The sequence below is a fragment of the Gillisia hiemivivida genome, from assembly GCF_007997295.1.
Lineage (GTDB): Bacteria > Bacteroidota > Bacteroidia > Flavobacteriales > Flavobacteriaceae > Gillisia > Gillisia hiemivivida.
In genome coordinates this window covers 1-14,867 of sequence record NZ_VORY01000023.1, presented here as the reverse complement: position 1 = coordinate 14,867, position 14,867 = coordinate 1, and the positions used below count along the sequence as shown (strand labels likewise).

The 14,867-nt window shown below is 34.9% G+C and carries 15 protein-coding genes and 1 other RNA gene; 5 read left to right on the top strand and 11 right to left on the bottom strand.

The genetic code is table 11. The annotated features are described in order from the left end of the window. Positions 1-141 precede the first annotated feature (141 nt). The 4 genes from ES724_RS14275 to ES724_RS14260 form a co-directional block, all read right to left on the bottom strand. The gene (locus ES724_RS14275; RefSeq protein WP_146934057.1) at positions 142-867 is read right to left on the bottom strand and encodes a Dph6-related ATP pyrophosphatase; all 726 of its coding nucleotides are present in this window, start codon (positions 865-867) and stop codon (positions 142-144) included. 5 nt (positions 868-872) lie between these two features. Further along, a complete protein-coding gene (gene aroQ / locus ES724_RS14270; protein WP_146934054.1) occupies positions 873-1,292 on the bottom strand; it encodes a type II 3-dehydroquinate dehydratase in 420 nt (139 codons plus the stop codon). 159 nt (positions 1,293-1,451) lie between these two features. Continuing rightward, a complete protein-coding gene (locus ES724_RS14265; protein WP_170249906.1) occupies positions 1,452-2,048 on the bottom strand; it encodes an outer membrane beta-barrel protein in 597 nt (198 codons plus the stop codon). A gap of 86 nt (positions 2,049-2,134) precedes the next feature. Beyond that, positions 2,135-2,746, bottom strand: coding sequence for a porin family protein (locus ES724_RS14260; RefSeq protein ID WP_146934048.1), 612 nt, complete (start codon positions 2,744-2,746; stop codon positions 2,135-2,137). A gap of 113 nt (positions 2,747-2,859) precedes the next feature. On the opposite strand from ES724_RS14260, the gene xerD reads away from it, so the two are divergent. Then, positions 2,860-3,762 carry a site-specific tyrosine recombinase XerD gene (xerD, locus tag ES724_RS14255; protein ID WP_146934045.1) on the top strand — a complete coding sequence of 301 codons (903 nt, stop codon included), beginning with the start codon at positions 2,860-2,862 and terminating at the stop codon, positions 3,760-3,762. 71 nt (positions 3,763-3,833) lie between these two features. Further along, positions 3,834-4,784, top strand: coding sequence for an aldo/keto reductase (locus ES724_RS14250; protein WP_146934042.1), 951 nt, complete (start codon positions 3,834-3,836; stop codon positions 4,782-4,784). Between the two features lie 615 nt (positions 4,785-5,399). On the opposite strand, the gene rny is transcribed toward ES724_RS14250, so the two are convergent. The 4 genes from rny to ES724_RS14230 all read right to left on the bottom strand — a co-directional run bounded on the left by rny (position 5,400) and on the right by ES724_RS14230 (position 7,771). Next, positions 5,400-6,965: a ribonuclease Y gene (rny, locus tag ES724_RS14245; RefSeq protein ID WP_146934039.1), complete on the bottom strand. Its 1,566-nt coding sequence runs from the start codon at positions 6,963-6,965 to the stop codon at positions 5,400-5,402. Positions 6,966-7,015: 50 nt separating this feature from the next. Then, positions 7,016-7,122, bottom strand: a non-coding RNA gene (ssrS, locus tag ES724_RS14240) — 6S RNA. Positions 7,123-7,177: 55 nt separating this feature from the next. Beyond that, complete coding sequence (locus ES724_RS14235; protein WP_026838818.1) at positions 7,178-7,471, bottom strand: cell division protein ZapA; 294 nt, start codon at positions 7,469-7,471, stop codon at positions 7,178-7,180. A gap of 9 nt (positions 7,472-7,480) precedes the next feature. Further along, the gene (locus ES724_RS14230; RefSeq protein WP_146934036.1) at positions 7,481-7,771 is read right to left on the bottom strand and encodes a DNA replication initiation control protein YabA; all 291 of its coding nucleotides are present in this window, start codon (positions 7,769-7,771) and stop codon (positions 7,481-7,483) included. A gap of 175 nt (positions 7,772-7,946) precedes the next feature. Between ES724_RS14230 and ES724_RS14225 the strand changes: the two genes are divergently transcribed. Beyond that, entirely contained in the window at positions 7,947-9,641 is a 1,695-nt protein-coding gene (locus tag ES724_RS14225) for a M23 family metallopeptidase (protein WP_146934033.1), read from the top strand. Positions 9,642-9,702: 61 nt separating this feature from the next. Here the strand turns inward: ES724_RS14225 and ES724_RS14220 are convergent, their stop codons facing one another. Next, on the bottom strand, positions 9,703-10,851 hold the full coding sequence (locus ES724_RS14220) for a cysteine desulfurase family protein (protein ID WP_146934031.1): 1,149 nt from the start codon (positions 10,849-10,851) through the stop codon (positions 9,703-9,705). A gap of 87 nt (positions 10,852-10,938) precedes the next feature. Here ES724_RS14220 and ES724_RS14215 point away from each other — a divergent pair, with 87 nt between their 5' ends. Further along, positions 10,939-11,877, top strand: a complete 939-nt coding sequence (locus ES724_RS14215) for a hypothetical protein (RefSeq protein WP_146934028.1) — start codon at positions 10,939-10,941, stop codon at positions 11,875-11,877. Here the strand turns inward: ES724_RS14215 and ES724_RS14210 are convergent. Both ES724_RS14210 and ES724_RS14205 read right to left on the bottom strand, forming a co-directional pair. Further along, the gene (locus ES724_RS14210) at positions 11,874-12,425 is read right to left on the bottom strand and encodes a Smr/MutS family protein (protein ID WP_146934026.1); all 552 of its coding nucleotides are present in this window, start codon (positions 12,423-12,425) and stop codon (positions 11,874-11,876) included. The genes ES724_RS14215 and ES724_RS14210 overlap by 4 nt on opposite strands. Positions 12,426-12,427: 2 nt before the next feature. Next, positions 12,428-12,634 (bottom strand): hypothetical protein, encoded by a 207-nt coding sequence (locus tag ES724_RS14205; protein ID WP_026838824.1) that lies wholly within the window; start codon positions 12,632-12,634, stop codon positions 12,428-12,430. A 210-nt stretch (positions 12,635-12,844) separates the two neighbouring features. Here ES724_RS14205 and ES724_RS14200 point away from each other — a divergent pair, with 210 nt between their 5' ends. Then, positions 12,845-14,602, top strand: coding sequence for a T9SS type A sorting domain-containing protein (locus ES724_RS14200; protein WP_146934023.1), 1,758 nt, complete (start codon positions 12,845-12,847; stop codon positions 14,600-14,602). Positions 14,603-14,867 lie beyond the last annotated feature (265 nt).

Sequence of the window (14,867 nt, the reverse complement as noted above, 5' to 3'; positions counted from 1 at the left end):
TGTCACATCGAGCGTAGTCGAGATGTTTTTGACCGTTCGACTACGCTCAGGGAAACTAGAATATTTTAAAATTAAAATATAATTATATTATTTTAAACATAAAAAAGCTCCTAAATTTCGGAGTTTTTTTATGTTTAAAATTTATTGTTTTGGAATAAGATCACAATACCAGAAAGCCGTATCCCAAGATGGGGTTTTATCTTTAAAGCAATCATCCTCCGTTTTAGAAGGTGAGTATTTTTTTTCGATAATATCTCCAATTTCAAATTTTATAGGCTCTCTAAAATTGGGGCCGTCATAAACAAAAGTGTGAAATTCTCCATTCTCCCCACAAGGATCCACGTTTGCAGGTAAGCTATTTATAAATTCCAGATCTACTTCTCTTCCGCAAAAAGACCTATCTAAAACTTTCGCATTTATACATAGCGTGATTGCTTTAAATCCAAGGTCAATAAATTCGATAATTAACTCCTTTGTATCATTTTTCCAAAGAGGGAAAACAGCCTCAATTCCCATTTTATCCAACTGCTCCTCACGGTACTTTTTGAGATCTTCTAAAAAAATATCTCCAAAAACACTATGAGAATAATCTTCAGATTTCAATTCCATAACAGCTTCATTCATAGCAGCATTATACGTTTCCATTGAAACTGTTTCTTTTAGCTCTATTAGTTTTAAGGGCACACCAATACTTTCTGCCTGTTTGACTAGTAACTCGGTTCTTAGGCCATGCATTGAAACTCTATCTACTTCAGAATTAACAGTAGTGACGAGTTTTTCTACCTGATATTCCTTGGTCTTTTGAAGCTTATATAATGCCAAGGCGGCATCCTTTCCACTACTCCAATTTAAATAGGTTTTGTACATGTGCTTTATCCTTTTATAAAACTCGAGATCGCCAGATCGTAACTTTGTAATCCAAAACCGAGGATTACCCCTTTAGCATTAGGAGAAATATAAGATTTATGGCGGAACTTTTCTCTGGAGAACGTATTGGAAATATGGACTTCTACCACTGGAGTAGAGATAGCTTTAACCGCATCTCCTATTCCTATAGAAGTATGAGTGTAAGCCGCGGCATTTAAGATAATACCATCAAATTCGTTATCTGCTTTTTGGAGTTCATCGATCAACTCTCCTTCTATGTTACTCTGAAAATGCGACAGCTCGGCATCTCTAAACTGAAATTGAAGTTTGGAGAAATAATCTTCGAAATTTTGATTTCCGTAAGTATCTGGTTCTCGAGTTCCCAACAGATTTAGATTAGGACCGTTTATTATAATTAATTTCATAGGATTAACTTAGTGATAAAGTGAGGCTATTTAATCCCTCATTGAGGGTTTAATTCCCCGAGGCCTGCCCGAAACATTCAGGCGGGCTTGCCTCGAATTTTTGAAAGTATTTTCTAATTCATACCTCGTGGGCTTGCCCTGAGGTTCTTGATTATTCTATTATAGTCTGTCTACAGGACTTAACCTATAACCAATACCGATCATTATATTATTGAATTTAAAATCTTGAGAGGGCAACCCCAAAAAATCATCTACTTTTCTTCTACTCACCTCATAGGTATATCTACCTTGAATAAATATAGATTTGGTAATATCCATACCCAATCCTGCGCCTAGCTCCCAACCAAATTGATCTTTAGTCCCTATATCATCCTCACCCCCCAATAAATAAGTTACTTGGGTTCCTGCCTGTACATTAAAGCCTTTCTGCCCAATTTGATATTTAAGCATAAGTGGTAAATAAATAATATTAAAGTCATTTACGTATGCAAAATTTACAGCAGGTTGTAAATGGAATTTTTCGTTAATATAAATATCTACAAATGCGCCAGCATATCCTCCTGAGCCGTAATCGTTCCACTTTGCATTCTCTTTTTCTCCATTTACTTCGGCATACACATAGCCCCCAATAAATCCAACTTTGGTGTCTTTAGACCTTCTATTTTGTGCATTTAAAATTGATGTTGAAGTTAAAATTATAAAAATGAATAAAGCGATTCTTGGCATATCCTTGTTTTTAAAAAATAAAAGTACCATAAATATCAATTTTACACCTAATAAAATGAGAGCAAAAAAAATGCGGAAGAGAATCTTCCGCATTTAAAACATTTTAAATTTCTTTTCTAGAACATAAATCCAATTCCACCCTGAAATACAGAATGTTTTACATCACTGTTATTGAAAAAAGAATCATCATAAACATCAGAAAGACCATAATTATAACGTGCATTCACAAAAAATCCACCTCTAAATTTATAGGAAGCTCCAAGTCCTAAACTAATATCTACTTTATTAAACTGATCTTCATCTAAGGAAATATCTCCACTATCTCCACTTGGATTAGAATCTATTTCACTATTCACTAAAAACCCTATCTGAGGCCCTGCTTCTATAGAAAGTCCCTCTATCAAATAATATTTAGCTAATATCGGCACATTGATATAATCTAATTGATATTCTACATCATTGGCGTCATTTCTACTGGCAATGTCATATCCTTGTCCAGAATAAAGGACCTCTGGTTGTACAGAAAATTTGTCTGAAACCGGGATCTCTGCCAAGAGACCTAAATTAAAAGATGTTCTGGAATTGGGATTGTCAAAATCTCCAAATCCATCTCCACTAAAAGTACTGGAGTTAATACCTCCTTTTACCCCAAACATTACATATTCCTGAGCGCTTAAACCACCCATACTTAACAAAGCTATTCCTATTAATAAAATTGACTTTTTCATTTGTTTAAATTTTAAGTTCACGAGCAAAATTAGTCCTACATTTGTTAAGAAAGTGTTATTCAAACTTAAAGTATTGCCAATTGTAAAATCCCCTTTTGTTAATAATCATAAATATGACCTGGGCACAAGCTTTACTAGATTATAAGAATTATATGCTAATAGAACGGGGGCTATCAGATAATTCTGTGGCCAACTATTCTTTAGATATTCATAAGCTTATTAACCATCTGGAGACTAATAAGATCTCGATCTCTCCTATAAAGATCTCTGCGGAAATACTCCAGCAATTTATTTTTGAAATAGCTAAATCTTTAAATCCCAGATCACAATCCAGAGTAATTTCAGGCTTGAAAAGTTTTTTTGATTATTTGATCTTTGAAGGATATAGGGAACATAATCCCATGGAAATTATTGAATCTCCAAAGATTGGAAGGAAACTCCCAGATGTACTCTCACTTTCTGAAATTGATAAAATGATAGTGGCTATCGATCTAAGTAATGCGCAAGGAGAACGAAACAGAGCGATTATTGAAACTTTGTATGGCTGTGGTCTCAGAGTATCTGAATTATTAGATCTTAGAATTTCTGATCTTTTCTTTAAAGAAGGATTTATAAAAGTTACCGGGAAGGGAGACAAACAACGCTTTGTTCCAGTGAGTTCCATCACAGAGAATTATATTACAGAATATCTTCAAAATTCCAGAAATAATTATACTATCCATCCAAAAGCTTCAGATATCATATTTTTAAATAGAAGGGGCAATTCTCTTACCAGAGCGATGATCTTTACAATCGTTAGAAATCTTGCAAAACAAGCTGGAATTCAGAAGAAAATAAGTCCGCACACCTTTAGACATTCCTTTGCTACTCATTTATTAGAAAATGGAGCCGATTTAAGAGCCATACAGCTTATGCTGGGACACGAAAGCATAACAACTACCGAAATTTACATGCACGTGGATAAAAGCCATTTAAAACAAGTGATGCATAGTTTTCACCCCAGAAGCAATTATTAATGTTTTGCTAAACCTTCTTATTAATTTTTTATTGAGCTTCTTCCTGAGTAAATTCAATAAAAATTAAAACAATGAAGTATTTAAATTTTAAAAACGGAAATAAAATGCCTTCCATTGGACTAGGCACTTGGAAATCTGATAAAGGAGAAGTAGGAAAGGCGGTAAAAATTGCTATAAAGAACGGTTACAGACATATAGATTGTGCAGCTGTTTACGGGAATGAAGCTGAAATTGGGGAAGCGCTTTCTGAAGTCCTGAAAGAAGGAATCATAAAGCGGGAAGATCTTTGGATCACTTCGAAACTTTGGAATAACGCCCATAAGTCTGAAGATGTAATTCCAGCACTTAAGCAAACCTTAAAAGATCTTCAATTAGACTACTTGGATCTATATCTTATACACTGGCCAGTAGCCTTTAAACCAGATGTAGCTAACCCGGAAAAGGATGAGGACTTTTTATCGCTCGAGGAGGCACCTATCATAGATACGTGGAACAAGATGCTGGAGGCCAAAAAAGAAGGTCTTACAAGACATGTGGGAGTTTCTAATTTTAGCGCAACCAAATTAAAGGATCTCTTATCTAAAACCGAGGATGGACCGGAAGTAAATCAAGTAGAATTGCATCCCTACCTGCAACAAAACTCATTGATAGAATTTTGTAGTAAAAATGGTATTCACTTAACCGCTTATTCTCCATTAGGAAGTGGAGACAGAGTGGACGCTATGAAAGCAGCAGATGAGCCTTCTCTTTTAGAAAATAAGGTCATCCAAAAAATCGCGAATAAACATGGAGCTTCCCCTGCTCAAGTTTTAATTAATTGGAACACTCTACGTGGAACTGCCGTAATCCCGAAGTCTACTAATGAAGGGAGAATAATAGAGAATATGGAAAGTACGGGAGTGAATTTAGATGAAGAAGATCTTAAACAAATCGCTTCTTTGGATGAACACTTTAGATATGTTACTGGAGAATTCTTTGTAACTAAAGGAAATAGCTATAGTGATATTTACGACGAACAATAGGATTTTTCTAGTGTATATCCGTCTTCAGTCGTGATAATATCTAGTCCCTGTAACCCGTGATAAAAAATTTATAGAGCGTAGGTTTTTGACGTATAATGGTTTCTAGTAGATTTATCTTCTTAAGAACTTCTTTTTTGCAAGTGTAGTGCTTCCACGGCGTAAAATTTTCGAAGCCTTGGAGAAAATTTAGCCGTGGAAGTACGGTTCTAATTATGCGGTAGCATAATTGGAAACACCTACAAAAAAGTGTCCTTTTTTTGGTTCGTTTTTTTGGACAAGCAAAAAAATGAACAATCATTGAAATTAATCAAAGCGTTATAGACCAAAGGGATTGTTTTACAAATTCTTGGAATTTCATCAATGATAACAAATAGCGTATTAAAAATAAATAAGAAATTAGGTGTATTAATTATCTATAAATCAGAAAATTATAAAACATGTCAATGGTAATTTATTTCAGGGTCTCATTTATTTTGCTCATTTATAGTATTAATAGAATCTGAAACTCCCGAAGCCTCGGGACAGAATGACGGTTAAGAATAAGCAATTATATTATTCTATAAAACCAAAAAATCCCGCAAATTGCGGGATTTTTTTTATTATTTGATACTAAATTTACTTCGCAATATTTACTGCTCTGGTTTCTCTAATCACAGTAACTTTAACCTGTCCAGGATACGTCATATCTGTCTGGATCTTTTGAGAGATCTCAAAAGATAAATTTGCAGCCTTATCATCTGTTACTCTTTCACTCTCCACGATTACTCTCAACTCTCTACCTGCCTGAATCGCGTAGGCTTTCTTAACTCCGCCAAATCCAAATGCGATCTCCTCAAGATCTTTAAGTCTTTGGATATAAGAATCCAATACTTGTCTTCTTGCTCCAGGTCTTGCTCCGCTTATCGCATCACATACCTGAATAATTGGAGATAATAAAGAAGTCATCTCTATTTCATCATGGTGAGCACCAATTGCATTACATACCTCTGGCTTTTCTCCATATTTCTCTGCCCATTGCATTCCAAGCACCGCGTGTGGTACTTCTGTTTCGGTATCTGGTACTTTTCCTATATCATGTAAAAGTCCTGCACGTTTTGCCAATTTAGGATTCAAACCAAGTTCTGCCGCCATCACTCCACATAGCTTAGCTACTTCTCTTGAGTGATGTAATAAATTTTGACCATAAGAAGAACGATATTTCATTCTACCTACTACTTTGATCAATTCAGGGTGTAATCCATGGATACCAAGATCAATAACAGTACGTTTTCCTATGTCTATAATTTCTTCGTCTATCTGCTTTCTGGTTTTCTTAACCACTTCTTCAATTCTGGCAGGGTGTATTCTACCATCTGTAACCAATTTATGAAGTGACAATCTTGCAACCTCTCTTCGTACACTATCAAAACAAGAAAGAATAATTGCTTCAGGAGTATCATCTACAATGATCTCTACTCCGGTAGCTGCTTCTATCGCTCTAATGTTTCTACCTTCTCTACCAATAATTCGACCTTTAACATCATCGCTCTCCAAATTGAATACAGAAACACAATTCTCAATAGCTTCTTCAGTACCAATTCTTTGAATGGTATTTATAATAATCTTCTTAGCTTCTTGCTGTGCGGTTAGTTTAGCCTCTTCAATAGTTTCTTGAATAAGCGCCATTGCATCTGCCTTTGCAGTATCTCTTAAAGTTTCTGTAAGCTGAGACTTCGCATCTTCAGCAGATAATCCAGATATCACTTCCAATTGCTGGATTTGACTGTGATGCAATTTATCTATATCCTCTTTCTTCTTCTCTAAATAGTCGTTTCTGTGATCGTAGTCTTTGATCTTGTCTTCTATCTCTTTATTTAGATTTTTATTTTTAGCAAGTTCACTAGATACTAGAGACTCCTTATCACGAGTTCTTTTTTCAGACTCTTGGATCTTTTTATCTCGGGAAAGGATCACTTTTTCATGCTCAGACTTTAATTCTATAAACTTCTCTTTAGCTTGAAGAATTTTATCTTTTTTAATGTTCTCGGCATCAGCTTTTGCTTCTCTTAAAATGGCGGCTGCAGACTTTTTAGCACCTTTAGTGATTTTTGAAGCGTTATTTTTCTCTAGATACTTAGCTACTGCAAATCCAATTGCTAAACCAACTATCCCCACAACTATCATAATAATTATTGATTCCATATATTTAATTTAATTGTATAAAAAAGCCTGTACTAGATCAAATTTTGTATAAACTCCGTAAAATAAGTATAGGGTTAACAAGCTGATCAAGTATCCGCTCGAAGACGGCTCGCTTTTACAACTTAAACTCACCCTTTTTAAAGAATTCGTGTTGAGTTTATCAAATATATATCACTAATACAGGCAGTAAACCTTAATGCTATTTAAAAGAACTAGGTAGCTAATTGTTCCTGAAGAAGATTATTGAGTGACCTCAATTTTTCTTCCATCAGTTTCACTTCGCTAGAATTATCTATAGATTTTTGCTCGGTCTGGGCCGCAAACTGTAAGGCACACATAGCCAAAACATCTTGCTTATCCCTTACGGCATAACTTTGCTCAAATTGCTTAATCATCGCTTCTATCTTCTTTGCAGCTATACGTAAGCCTTCTTCCTGTTCAGCCTGAATGGTGAGAGGATACACGCGATCTGCAATAGATAATTTAATTTTAAGCTTGTCGGACATTAATTCTTTTTATTCTGAAAGTTGAACAATACATTGATCAATTTCCCTTATTAAACCGTTTATTTTGAGCTTAGTCTCTTTCTTATAATCGTTACTGCCTAGCATCGCGTTGGCGGCTTTTAGTGTATGAATTCGTTTTTCTGAATTTTTCACTTCTTCAGATAAACGTTCATTTTCCAATTTCAAAATTGCTAATTCTTCCTGAATTGAATGTTGTGACTGCTTTGTAGCTTCATACTTATGAAGCAACTTGCTAATTCTATTTTCAAGACTATCAACTATTTCGGTTAGATCACTCATAAAAGCTTAACGCGCTACTAATATTCACAAAGTTAACATACCGCTTGAAATTTCCCAATACTTTTATAGCTATTTTCAAAATAGGTGAAATTTAATCTAAGTTACATTAAACCAAAGCTTTAATTATCTCTAAAAGTTTAATTATATTTATCCCCCCATAAAAATGCTGTTTTATATGACTATGAAGAAGACCCTAACCCTAACATTATTACTTTTTACTGCTGCTATTCAAGCTCAATCCAAAATACCTGCAGATTTCTTTAAAAACCCCCTAGCTGTAGACTTAGTGCTCTCAGGTACTTTTGGAGAATTGCGTTCCAATCACTTTCACTCTGGGATGGATATAAAGACACAACAACGTGAAGGATTGCAAGTATTGGCCGCAGGAGATGGCTTTGTAAGCAGAATTAATATCCAGCACTACGGATACGGTAAGGCCCTTTATATTCAACATCCAAACGGATACACTACTGTTTATGGACATCTTCAAAAATTTTCTCCAGCAATAGAAGCCTATATCAAAAAGCAGCAATACGCGAAAGAAACCTATGAAATTGAGCTTTTTCCAAAAGCAGATGAACTAAAAGTTTCTGCCAGTGAATTAGTTGCTATGAGTGGTAATACGGGAGGAAGCGGTGGTCCGCATTTGCATTTTGAAATAAGGGATGGGCAACAACGACCTATGAATCCTAATTTATTCGGAATTGAGATCAAGGATACACAAGCTCCCACTGTAAATAGCTTGTGGGTATATCCATTAGGAGAGAATGCTCATGTAAATGGTTCTGGAGAGAGACAGCGAGTAAAACTTACTCCGCTAAAAGATGGTTCTTTTAAAGCTGAACAAGTAGATGCTTGTGGAGAAATTGGCTTTGGCGTAAATACTACAGATAAACTGGATGGAGCTCCAAATAACAATGGGATCTATCAGATTGATACAAATCTGAATGGAGATAACATTTTTCAGCTAAATTTCGATCGTTTTTCATTTGCAGAAACGAGACATTTAAATCAGCTGATAGATTATGAATATTTCAGTAACAATAAAAGCAGGATCACAAGATTATACGTACAACCGAGTAATCCTTTAAGTGTATATAGAAATGTTGTAGATAAAGGAACTATTAATATTCAAGATAGTTTAACCTATTTGTATAATATTACTATCCTTGATTTTGCCGGGAATCAGCGAATAATTCGAGTGCCTATTAAAGGGCAGCAACCCACCAATACGATCACGAAAAACACCAAAGAGACCGATTACCTGGTAAAAGCTAATGAAGCATTTACTGTGGAAGAAAACGGGATTGATGTATATATTCCAAAAGGAAGTTTATATGAAGATACTTTTCTGGATATTTCTTTCACTGGAGACACCATTCATTTTCACGAGGACAATACTCCCATCCATAGCAATATCACTATTGGTTTTGATGTAAGCGAGTATTCTGAAGAAAGTAAGGAAAAGATGTTTATTGCCAAATTAGGATATAGAGGAAGACTCAGCTATTCTACTACCTATAAAAAAGAGAATAGGTTCACTACCGGTGTCCGCACTTTTGGAGATTATACTTTGGCTTCAGATGTCAAACCACCTTCCATATCTCCTGTAAACTTTAAAGATGGGCAATGGATCTCCAGTAATGAAAATTTGAAAGTAAGAATATCCGACGATCTTTCAGGAATAAAAAGTTATCGAGCAACTGTTAATGGAAAGTTCATATTGATGGAATACGAATATAAGAACAATACTTTAACACATGATTTTAGTGATGCTATACTTACTGAAACCGAAAATAAATTGAAGCTGATCGTTATAGATAATGTAGGTAACAGCAATACCTACGAAGCTACTTTCTTTAGGAAATAGAATAAAAAATATTTTCTAAATATTAAAAAAGGCTTGAAGGAAATATGCCCTCGATGAGGGTTTAACCCTCCATAAATTCTTTGAGTACAGAGATCACATAATCCAACTCCTCTTTTGTATTGAATCTTGAGAATGAAAACCTAAGAGAAGGTTTTCTCATATCTTCTTCAGAAAGAAAAGCACTTAAAACATGAGAACCTTTGTCGCTTCCACTCTGGCAAGCAGAACCTTTAGAGCAAGCAATTCCTTTAAGATCTAATTGAAACAATAACATCAAGGCTTTTTCCGGTGGAATTGGTAAGCAAATATTTACTAAAGTATATGTGCTTCTGGAAAAATCCTTGCAGTTCCCATTGAATTTAACTCCAGGAATATTTTCTTCTAATTGCTCTATAAAATAAGTTTTTAAAGAACTCACATAGGCTTGCTCTTCTTCTAGATTCGCATAAGCCAGTTTAAAAGCTTCTTCCAAGCCAACAATATTATGCACACTCTCTGTCCCGGCACGCTGCCCACGTTCCTGTTCTCCTCCAAAAATCAAAGGTTTAAGTCCGCTGTTTTTACGAATAAATGCAAATCCAACACCTTTTGGACCGTGAAATTTATGAGCGCTCACGGCTGTAAAATCTATAGGCGTTTCCTTAAGATCTATATTATAATGCCCTATAGATTGCACAGCATCACAGTGAAATAAGGCTTTATGGTCTTTGCATAAGGTTCCTACTTTTTGAACATCCAGTAAATTCCCTATTTCGTTGTTTACATGCATTAAACTCACCAAAGTTTTTACTTCAGTATTGGCTAGTAATTCTTCTAAATGCACAAGGTCTACATTACCCTTAGCATCTATATTTACATATTCTACCTCTATCTCATAGCTCTCCTTAAGCTGGTCTACAGTATACAAAACCGCGTGATGTTCTATTTTAGAAGTGATAATTCTTTTCACTCCAAGATCTCGCACGGCAGAATTCAAAGCCAGATTATCGGCTTCGGTTCCCCCTGATGTAAAGATTATTTCAGCAGCAGTTACATTTAATATGTTAGCTATCGTCTTCCTAGCGTTCTCAATTAAAGATTTAGATGACCTACCGTAACTATGTATAGAAGAAGGATTTCCGTAAAAATCTTTCATTGTGGTCGTCATTCTATCTATAACTTCATCACGGATTTGCGTGGTTGCGGCACTATCTAAATATACTTTTCTCATCGGGTGCAAAAATAAAAGAAATAAAATTATTTTAGGGATGCTCTGCTATAAAATCCTAATGCTTTATTTTTGTTGAAAACGAAAACTATGCGCAAGTATTTTTATATAGCATTTTTATTTATTGGATTTACTTCTTGTGATGATGGTGATATTATAATAAACAACTTTGATTTTGATGATGCTCAGTTAGTAAGTTGTGGGAAAGAAGGAAAAGTAAAGGTTTTATACATAATAAATAATGATGATATTTTCGAAACCATTTCCCTACAAGCTACTAGTACATCTTTTTCCGAGATATCTAAAGTTTTAACTACCAATCCCACTATTGAATTTGACCTCTCCTCCACTAACAGGCTTATTTATAGAACCTATGATGGAACTGTACCATCAACTTATTTTTGTTCCGATATTCCACCAAGTACTCCACAAGTAAATGAGGAATTTATAAGTGTTGGGGGAAAAGTTATAATAACAACAAACAGAAATTTAGAAGGTGTTACAGATAAAGATGGTGATGGTGTATTAGATGCAGAAGAATTAGATGAAGATACAGACGATGATGGGATTATGAACGTTGATGATATTGACGACGATGGAGATAATGTACTGACTAAAAATGAAACTGCTAATGCTAATGACGATCCTGTTGTCGGAAGATTTAGGGATACCGATGAAGATGGCACTCCAAATTATCTAGATGAAGATGACGATGGAGATGAAGTAAAGACTAAATTTGAAGTTACTGAGGCATTTCAAGATCCTAATGTTCAAGAAAACGCTAATGCTGAAGGTTTAGCTAATTACTTAAATCCAGCTGTTACAAATAGTTTTCTGGAAGTAACATTTGTAAAGGAAAATAAAATTTCGGTGAAATATAGATCTATAATTACCATAGAAAATCTGCAACTACAAAGCCAAGATGGTACTGGAGAAGTGATCTCTTTCCAATCCTATGATTTGGGAGATTTTAATTCAATCCCTACAGATTTAATTATAGCACCTACACCAACTGAAACTGATAACTAAGAATTCTGATAAATATAAACTTCGGTAGCTCCTAAGCCATACTTCTGGAAATTCGCGTCGTAAAATTTAAGGTTATCATATCGCCCTAGTAGATAATCTAGTTCAGCTTTTAGAACTCCCTCGCCCACTCCGTGTATAAATACGATCTTTGGGATTCGTTTACTAATAGCAAAATTAATCTGTCGTTTGGCTGTTTCCAACTGAATGTTTAAGATATCGAAATTGCTCATTCCTCTATAGGAATTCACCAATTTCTCGATATGCAGATCCACTTCCATAGGTGGAGCGTTGCGTTCTTTAGGTTTTACTTTTACAGATTTCGCCCGTTTTGTAGGTTGCTTTTCCTTAATTATATCTGAAATAGAAATATTCTCTGAAGCTATCATTCTACTCTGCTCCTCTTCAATCTTAACTAATTCTGAAGCATGAAATTCCATTAAAAAACCTTCAGACGTTTCTACATAAATAGTTTCCCCATCTATATTAATAACTTTTCCTTTTAAAGCATCATCCAATACCTCTACTCTATCATTAACTTCAAACTTCATACTTAAGATTTTTCTTCATTATTTTCGTCCTCATCATCCTTTGTTTCAATCCAAAAATTGGTAGCTCGGTACAATCCAAACATAATGATGACCAAACCCAAGACCTGTAAATATTGGTTTCTATCCTCTTCAGAAATAGTATAAATTATTATTGCGCCCCCAATTACGATAAGGATTGTATTGATGAGTTGACCGTATTTTTTATTCATAATGTACTGATAATTAACACTTAAAGACTTAAATACCTATATTCACTTAAAATAAGAACTTCGGGGCAAGCACACAAGGTATGGAATCCGAAAATTCTTTTAAATAATCGAGGCAAGCCCGCCTGAATGAAATTCTTTTTGGGCTGGCCTCGGGTAATCAAACCCTCAATGAGGGATTAAAGCACTATTTTTAATTAAAATATTAAGGCGATGAGGCAAATATACATTTTAGTACTATTTATTGTACCATTCTACGCACATTGTCAATTAAACATAAAACCATATCAAGATTTAGATACCTACTTGTATTCTGAAGGTGCACTGGTGTATGTAGAACAAGGAATTCATTTAACATCTAATCTTGGAGAGAAACCAAGACCCAGTATTTATTTAAGAAAAGAAGCACAGTTAATCCAAGGAAAATCCAATTCTAAAAATAGTGGAGATGGAATTATCTCTCTATTTCAAGAAGGAAATGCAAGTGATTTTACTTATAATTATTGGAGCATGCCGGTTAGTAATACTAGCTCTAATAATTCCTTCGGGAATCTATTTTTTGATCCAGTTACCAAAACTGAAAGTCAGCCAGCAATAATCACTTCAAACTATAATGGAACTTCTCAACCATTAAGCATCTCTAATAAATGGATCTATAAATTTTCTGGCTACGAATATTCCGACTGGGAATTTATTGGGAACAATTTTAATATTCAGCCAGGAGAAGGGTTTACCATGAAGGGAGTGAATGGTACGAACACCTCCATAAACATCTATAATATCCCTAACAACCCTGGAAACCAACAACGTTATGATCTCCGAGGAAAACCAAATTCAGGAGTTTATGAATTAGACATTCAGGAAGAAAGCAATAAACTTATTGGGAACCCCTACCCTTCTGCTTTAGACCTTAATGCCTTTCTTCAGGATAATAAAAGCACTACGGGAATTGCTTATTTCTGGGATTCTAAAAATATAGATTCTCACTATTTGAAAGAATATGAGGGCGGTTATGGCGCCTATTCTCCGGGAGGGGGGATTTACGGATATGTGCCGGCTATCTTCAATAAGTTTGATGGCTATGGGAATACAATTTCAGAAGGAGGAACTATTGGAGCTTATTACGCCAGAAGGTTCTCTCCAATAGGTCAAGGCTTTATTGTAATTGGAAGCCAAGATGGAAAAATCACATTCGATAATAAATACCGGAACTTTATAAAAGAAGATCAGCTTTTATCTGAGTTCAAATCCAAAAAAGGAGGCGGAAAAGGCTTAGAAACTGAGGAGGAGTTCCCCATGTTAAGGTTAAATATCGAATTACAGAACAACTACATTAGGCAAATACTTTTGGTGCTGCGCGATAACGCCACAAAAGCAGCAGATCATGCAATGGATGCCATTAATCCTGAATACTTGAGCTCTGATGCGGGTTGGATGATTGAAGACGAGAATTATATTATTAATGTTAGGCCATTAGATGAGCTTGAAGAAATCCCCCTTTTTATAGTGCTTTCAGAAACTTCAGAGATCGTTTTTAGTATTGCTGAAATAAAACGAATAACATCCAAAGTATTTCTATTGGATTCTTCTACTAACCAGTATTACAATCTAAGTAATGGGCCAATTAAGTTTAATTTGGAGGCTGGCGAATATTCTGAAAGATTTAAAATCACCTACACAAACAAGGAGCAGATCTATATAAATTGGGATATAGTAAAAGATATTACCAATTTCAGCATATTCCAGAACAATCCCGAATCTAGATTAGAAATAAGAATTCCTGATAAATCTACTCCGAGAGATATTGTACTTTTTGACAGTTTAGGCAAGAAGATCTTTGAGAAAAAAGGAATTACCAACGAGAATTACCATGAATTTTCTACCAGAAAATTGAGCAAAGGATTATATATTCTTAAAATAACTAATAAGGATGATACTATAATTTCCAAAAAAGTGATAATTTCAAATTAATTTAAAAATCTCGGGAAAACCCAAAAGGTATTTTCCATTAAAGAGCAGGATAGAATCAAGAACCTCGGGGCAAGCCCACGAGGTATGTCCCGATGGTTTGGGAGGAAAATATTTTTAAAAATTCTAGGCATCCCGATGGCTCCTATGTTTGCATTTGGAATAAATTTCTAGTTTTACAGATATAAGTGAAAGGGGGTAAGAGTCAACCGATGGCTAGATAATCATAAGATATATCGACCGATAGATAGGACCTTATCCTTTTATA

Bases quoted from the DNA above. Each gene is read 5' to 3' on its own strand.
- ES724_RS14230 (WP_146934036.1), bottom strand. From the start codon at position 7,771: ATGAGTGATCTAACCGAAATAGTTGATAGTCTTGAAAATAGAATTAGC.
- ES724_RS14265 (WP_170249906.1), bottom strand. From the start codon at position 2,048: ATGGTACTTTTATTTTTTAAAAACAAGGATATGCCAAGAATCGCTTTA.
- ES724_RS14260 (WP_146934048.1), bottom strand. From the start codon at position 2,746: ATGAAAAAGTCAATTTTATTAATAGGAATAGCTTTGTTAAGTATGGGT.
- rny (WP_146934039.1), bottom strand. From the start codon at position 6,965: ATGGAATCAATAATTATTATGATAGTTGTGGGGATAGTTGGTTTAGCA.
- xerD (WP_146934045.1), top strand. From the start codon at position 2,860: ATGACCTGGGCACAAGCTTTACTAGATTATAAGAATTATATGCTAATA.
- ES724_RS14205 (WP_026838824.1), bottom strand. From the start codon at position 12,634: ATGAATAAAAAATACGGTCAACTCATCAATACAATCCTTATCGTAATT.
- ES724_RS14275 (WP_146934057.1), bottom strand. From the start codon at position 867: ATGTACAAAACCTATTTAAATTGGAGTAGTGGAAAGGATGCCGCCTTG.
- ES724_RS14250 (WP_146934042.1), top strand. From the start codon at position 3,834: ATGAAGTATTTAAATTTTAAAAACGGAAATAAAATGCCTTCCATTGGA.
- aroQ (WP_146934054.1), bottom strand. From the start codon at position 1,292: ATGAAATTAATTATAATAAACGGTCCTAATCTAAATCTGTTGGGAACT.
- ES724_RS14200 (WP_146934023.1), top strand. From the start codon at position 12,845: ATGAGGCAAATATACATTTTAGTACTATTTATTGTACCATTCTACGCA.
- ES724_RS14210 (WP_146934026.1), bottom strand. From the start codon at position 12,425: ATGAAGTTTGAAGTTAATGATAGAGTAGAGGTATTGGATGATGCTTTA.
- ES724_RS14220 (WP_146934031.1), bottom strand. From the start codon at position 10,851: ATGAGAAAAGTATATTTAGATAGTGCCGCAACCACGCAAATCCGTGAT.
- ES724_RS14215 (WP_146934028.1), top strand. From the start codon at position 10,939: ATGCGCAAGTATTTTTATATAGCATTTTTATTTATTGGATTTACTTCT.
- ES724_RS14225 (WP_146934033.1), top strand. From the start codon at position 7,947: ATGACTATGAAGAAGACCCTAACCCTAACATTATTACTTTTTACTGCT.
- ES724_RS14235 (WP_026838818.1), bottom strand. From the start codon at position 7,471: ATGTCCGACAAGCTTAAAATTAAATTATCTATTGCAGATCGCGTGTAT.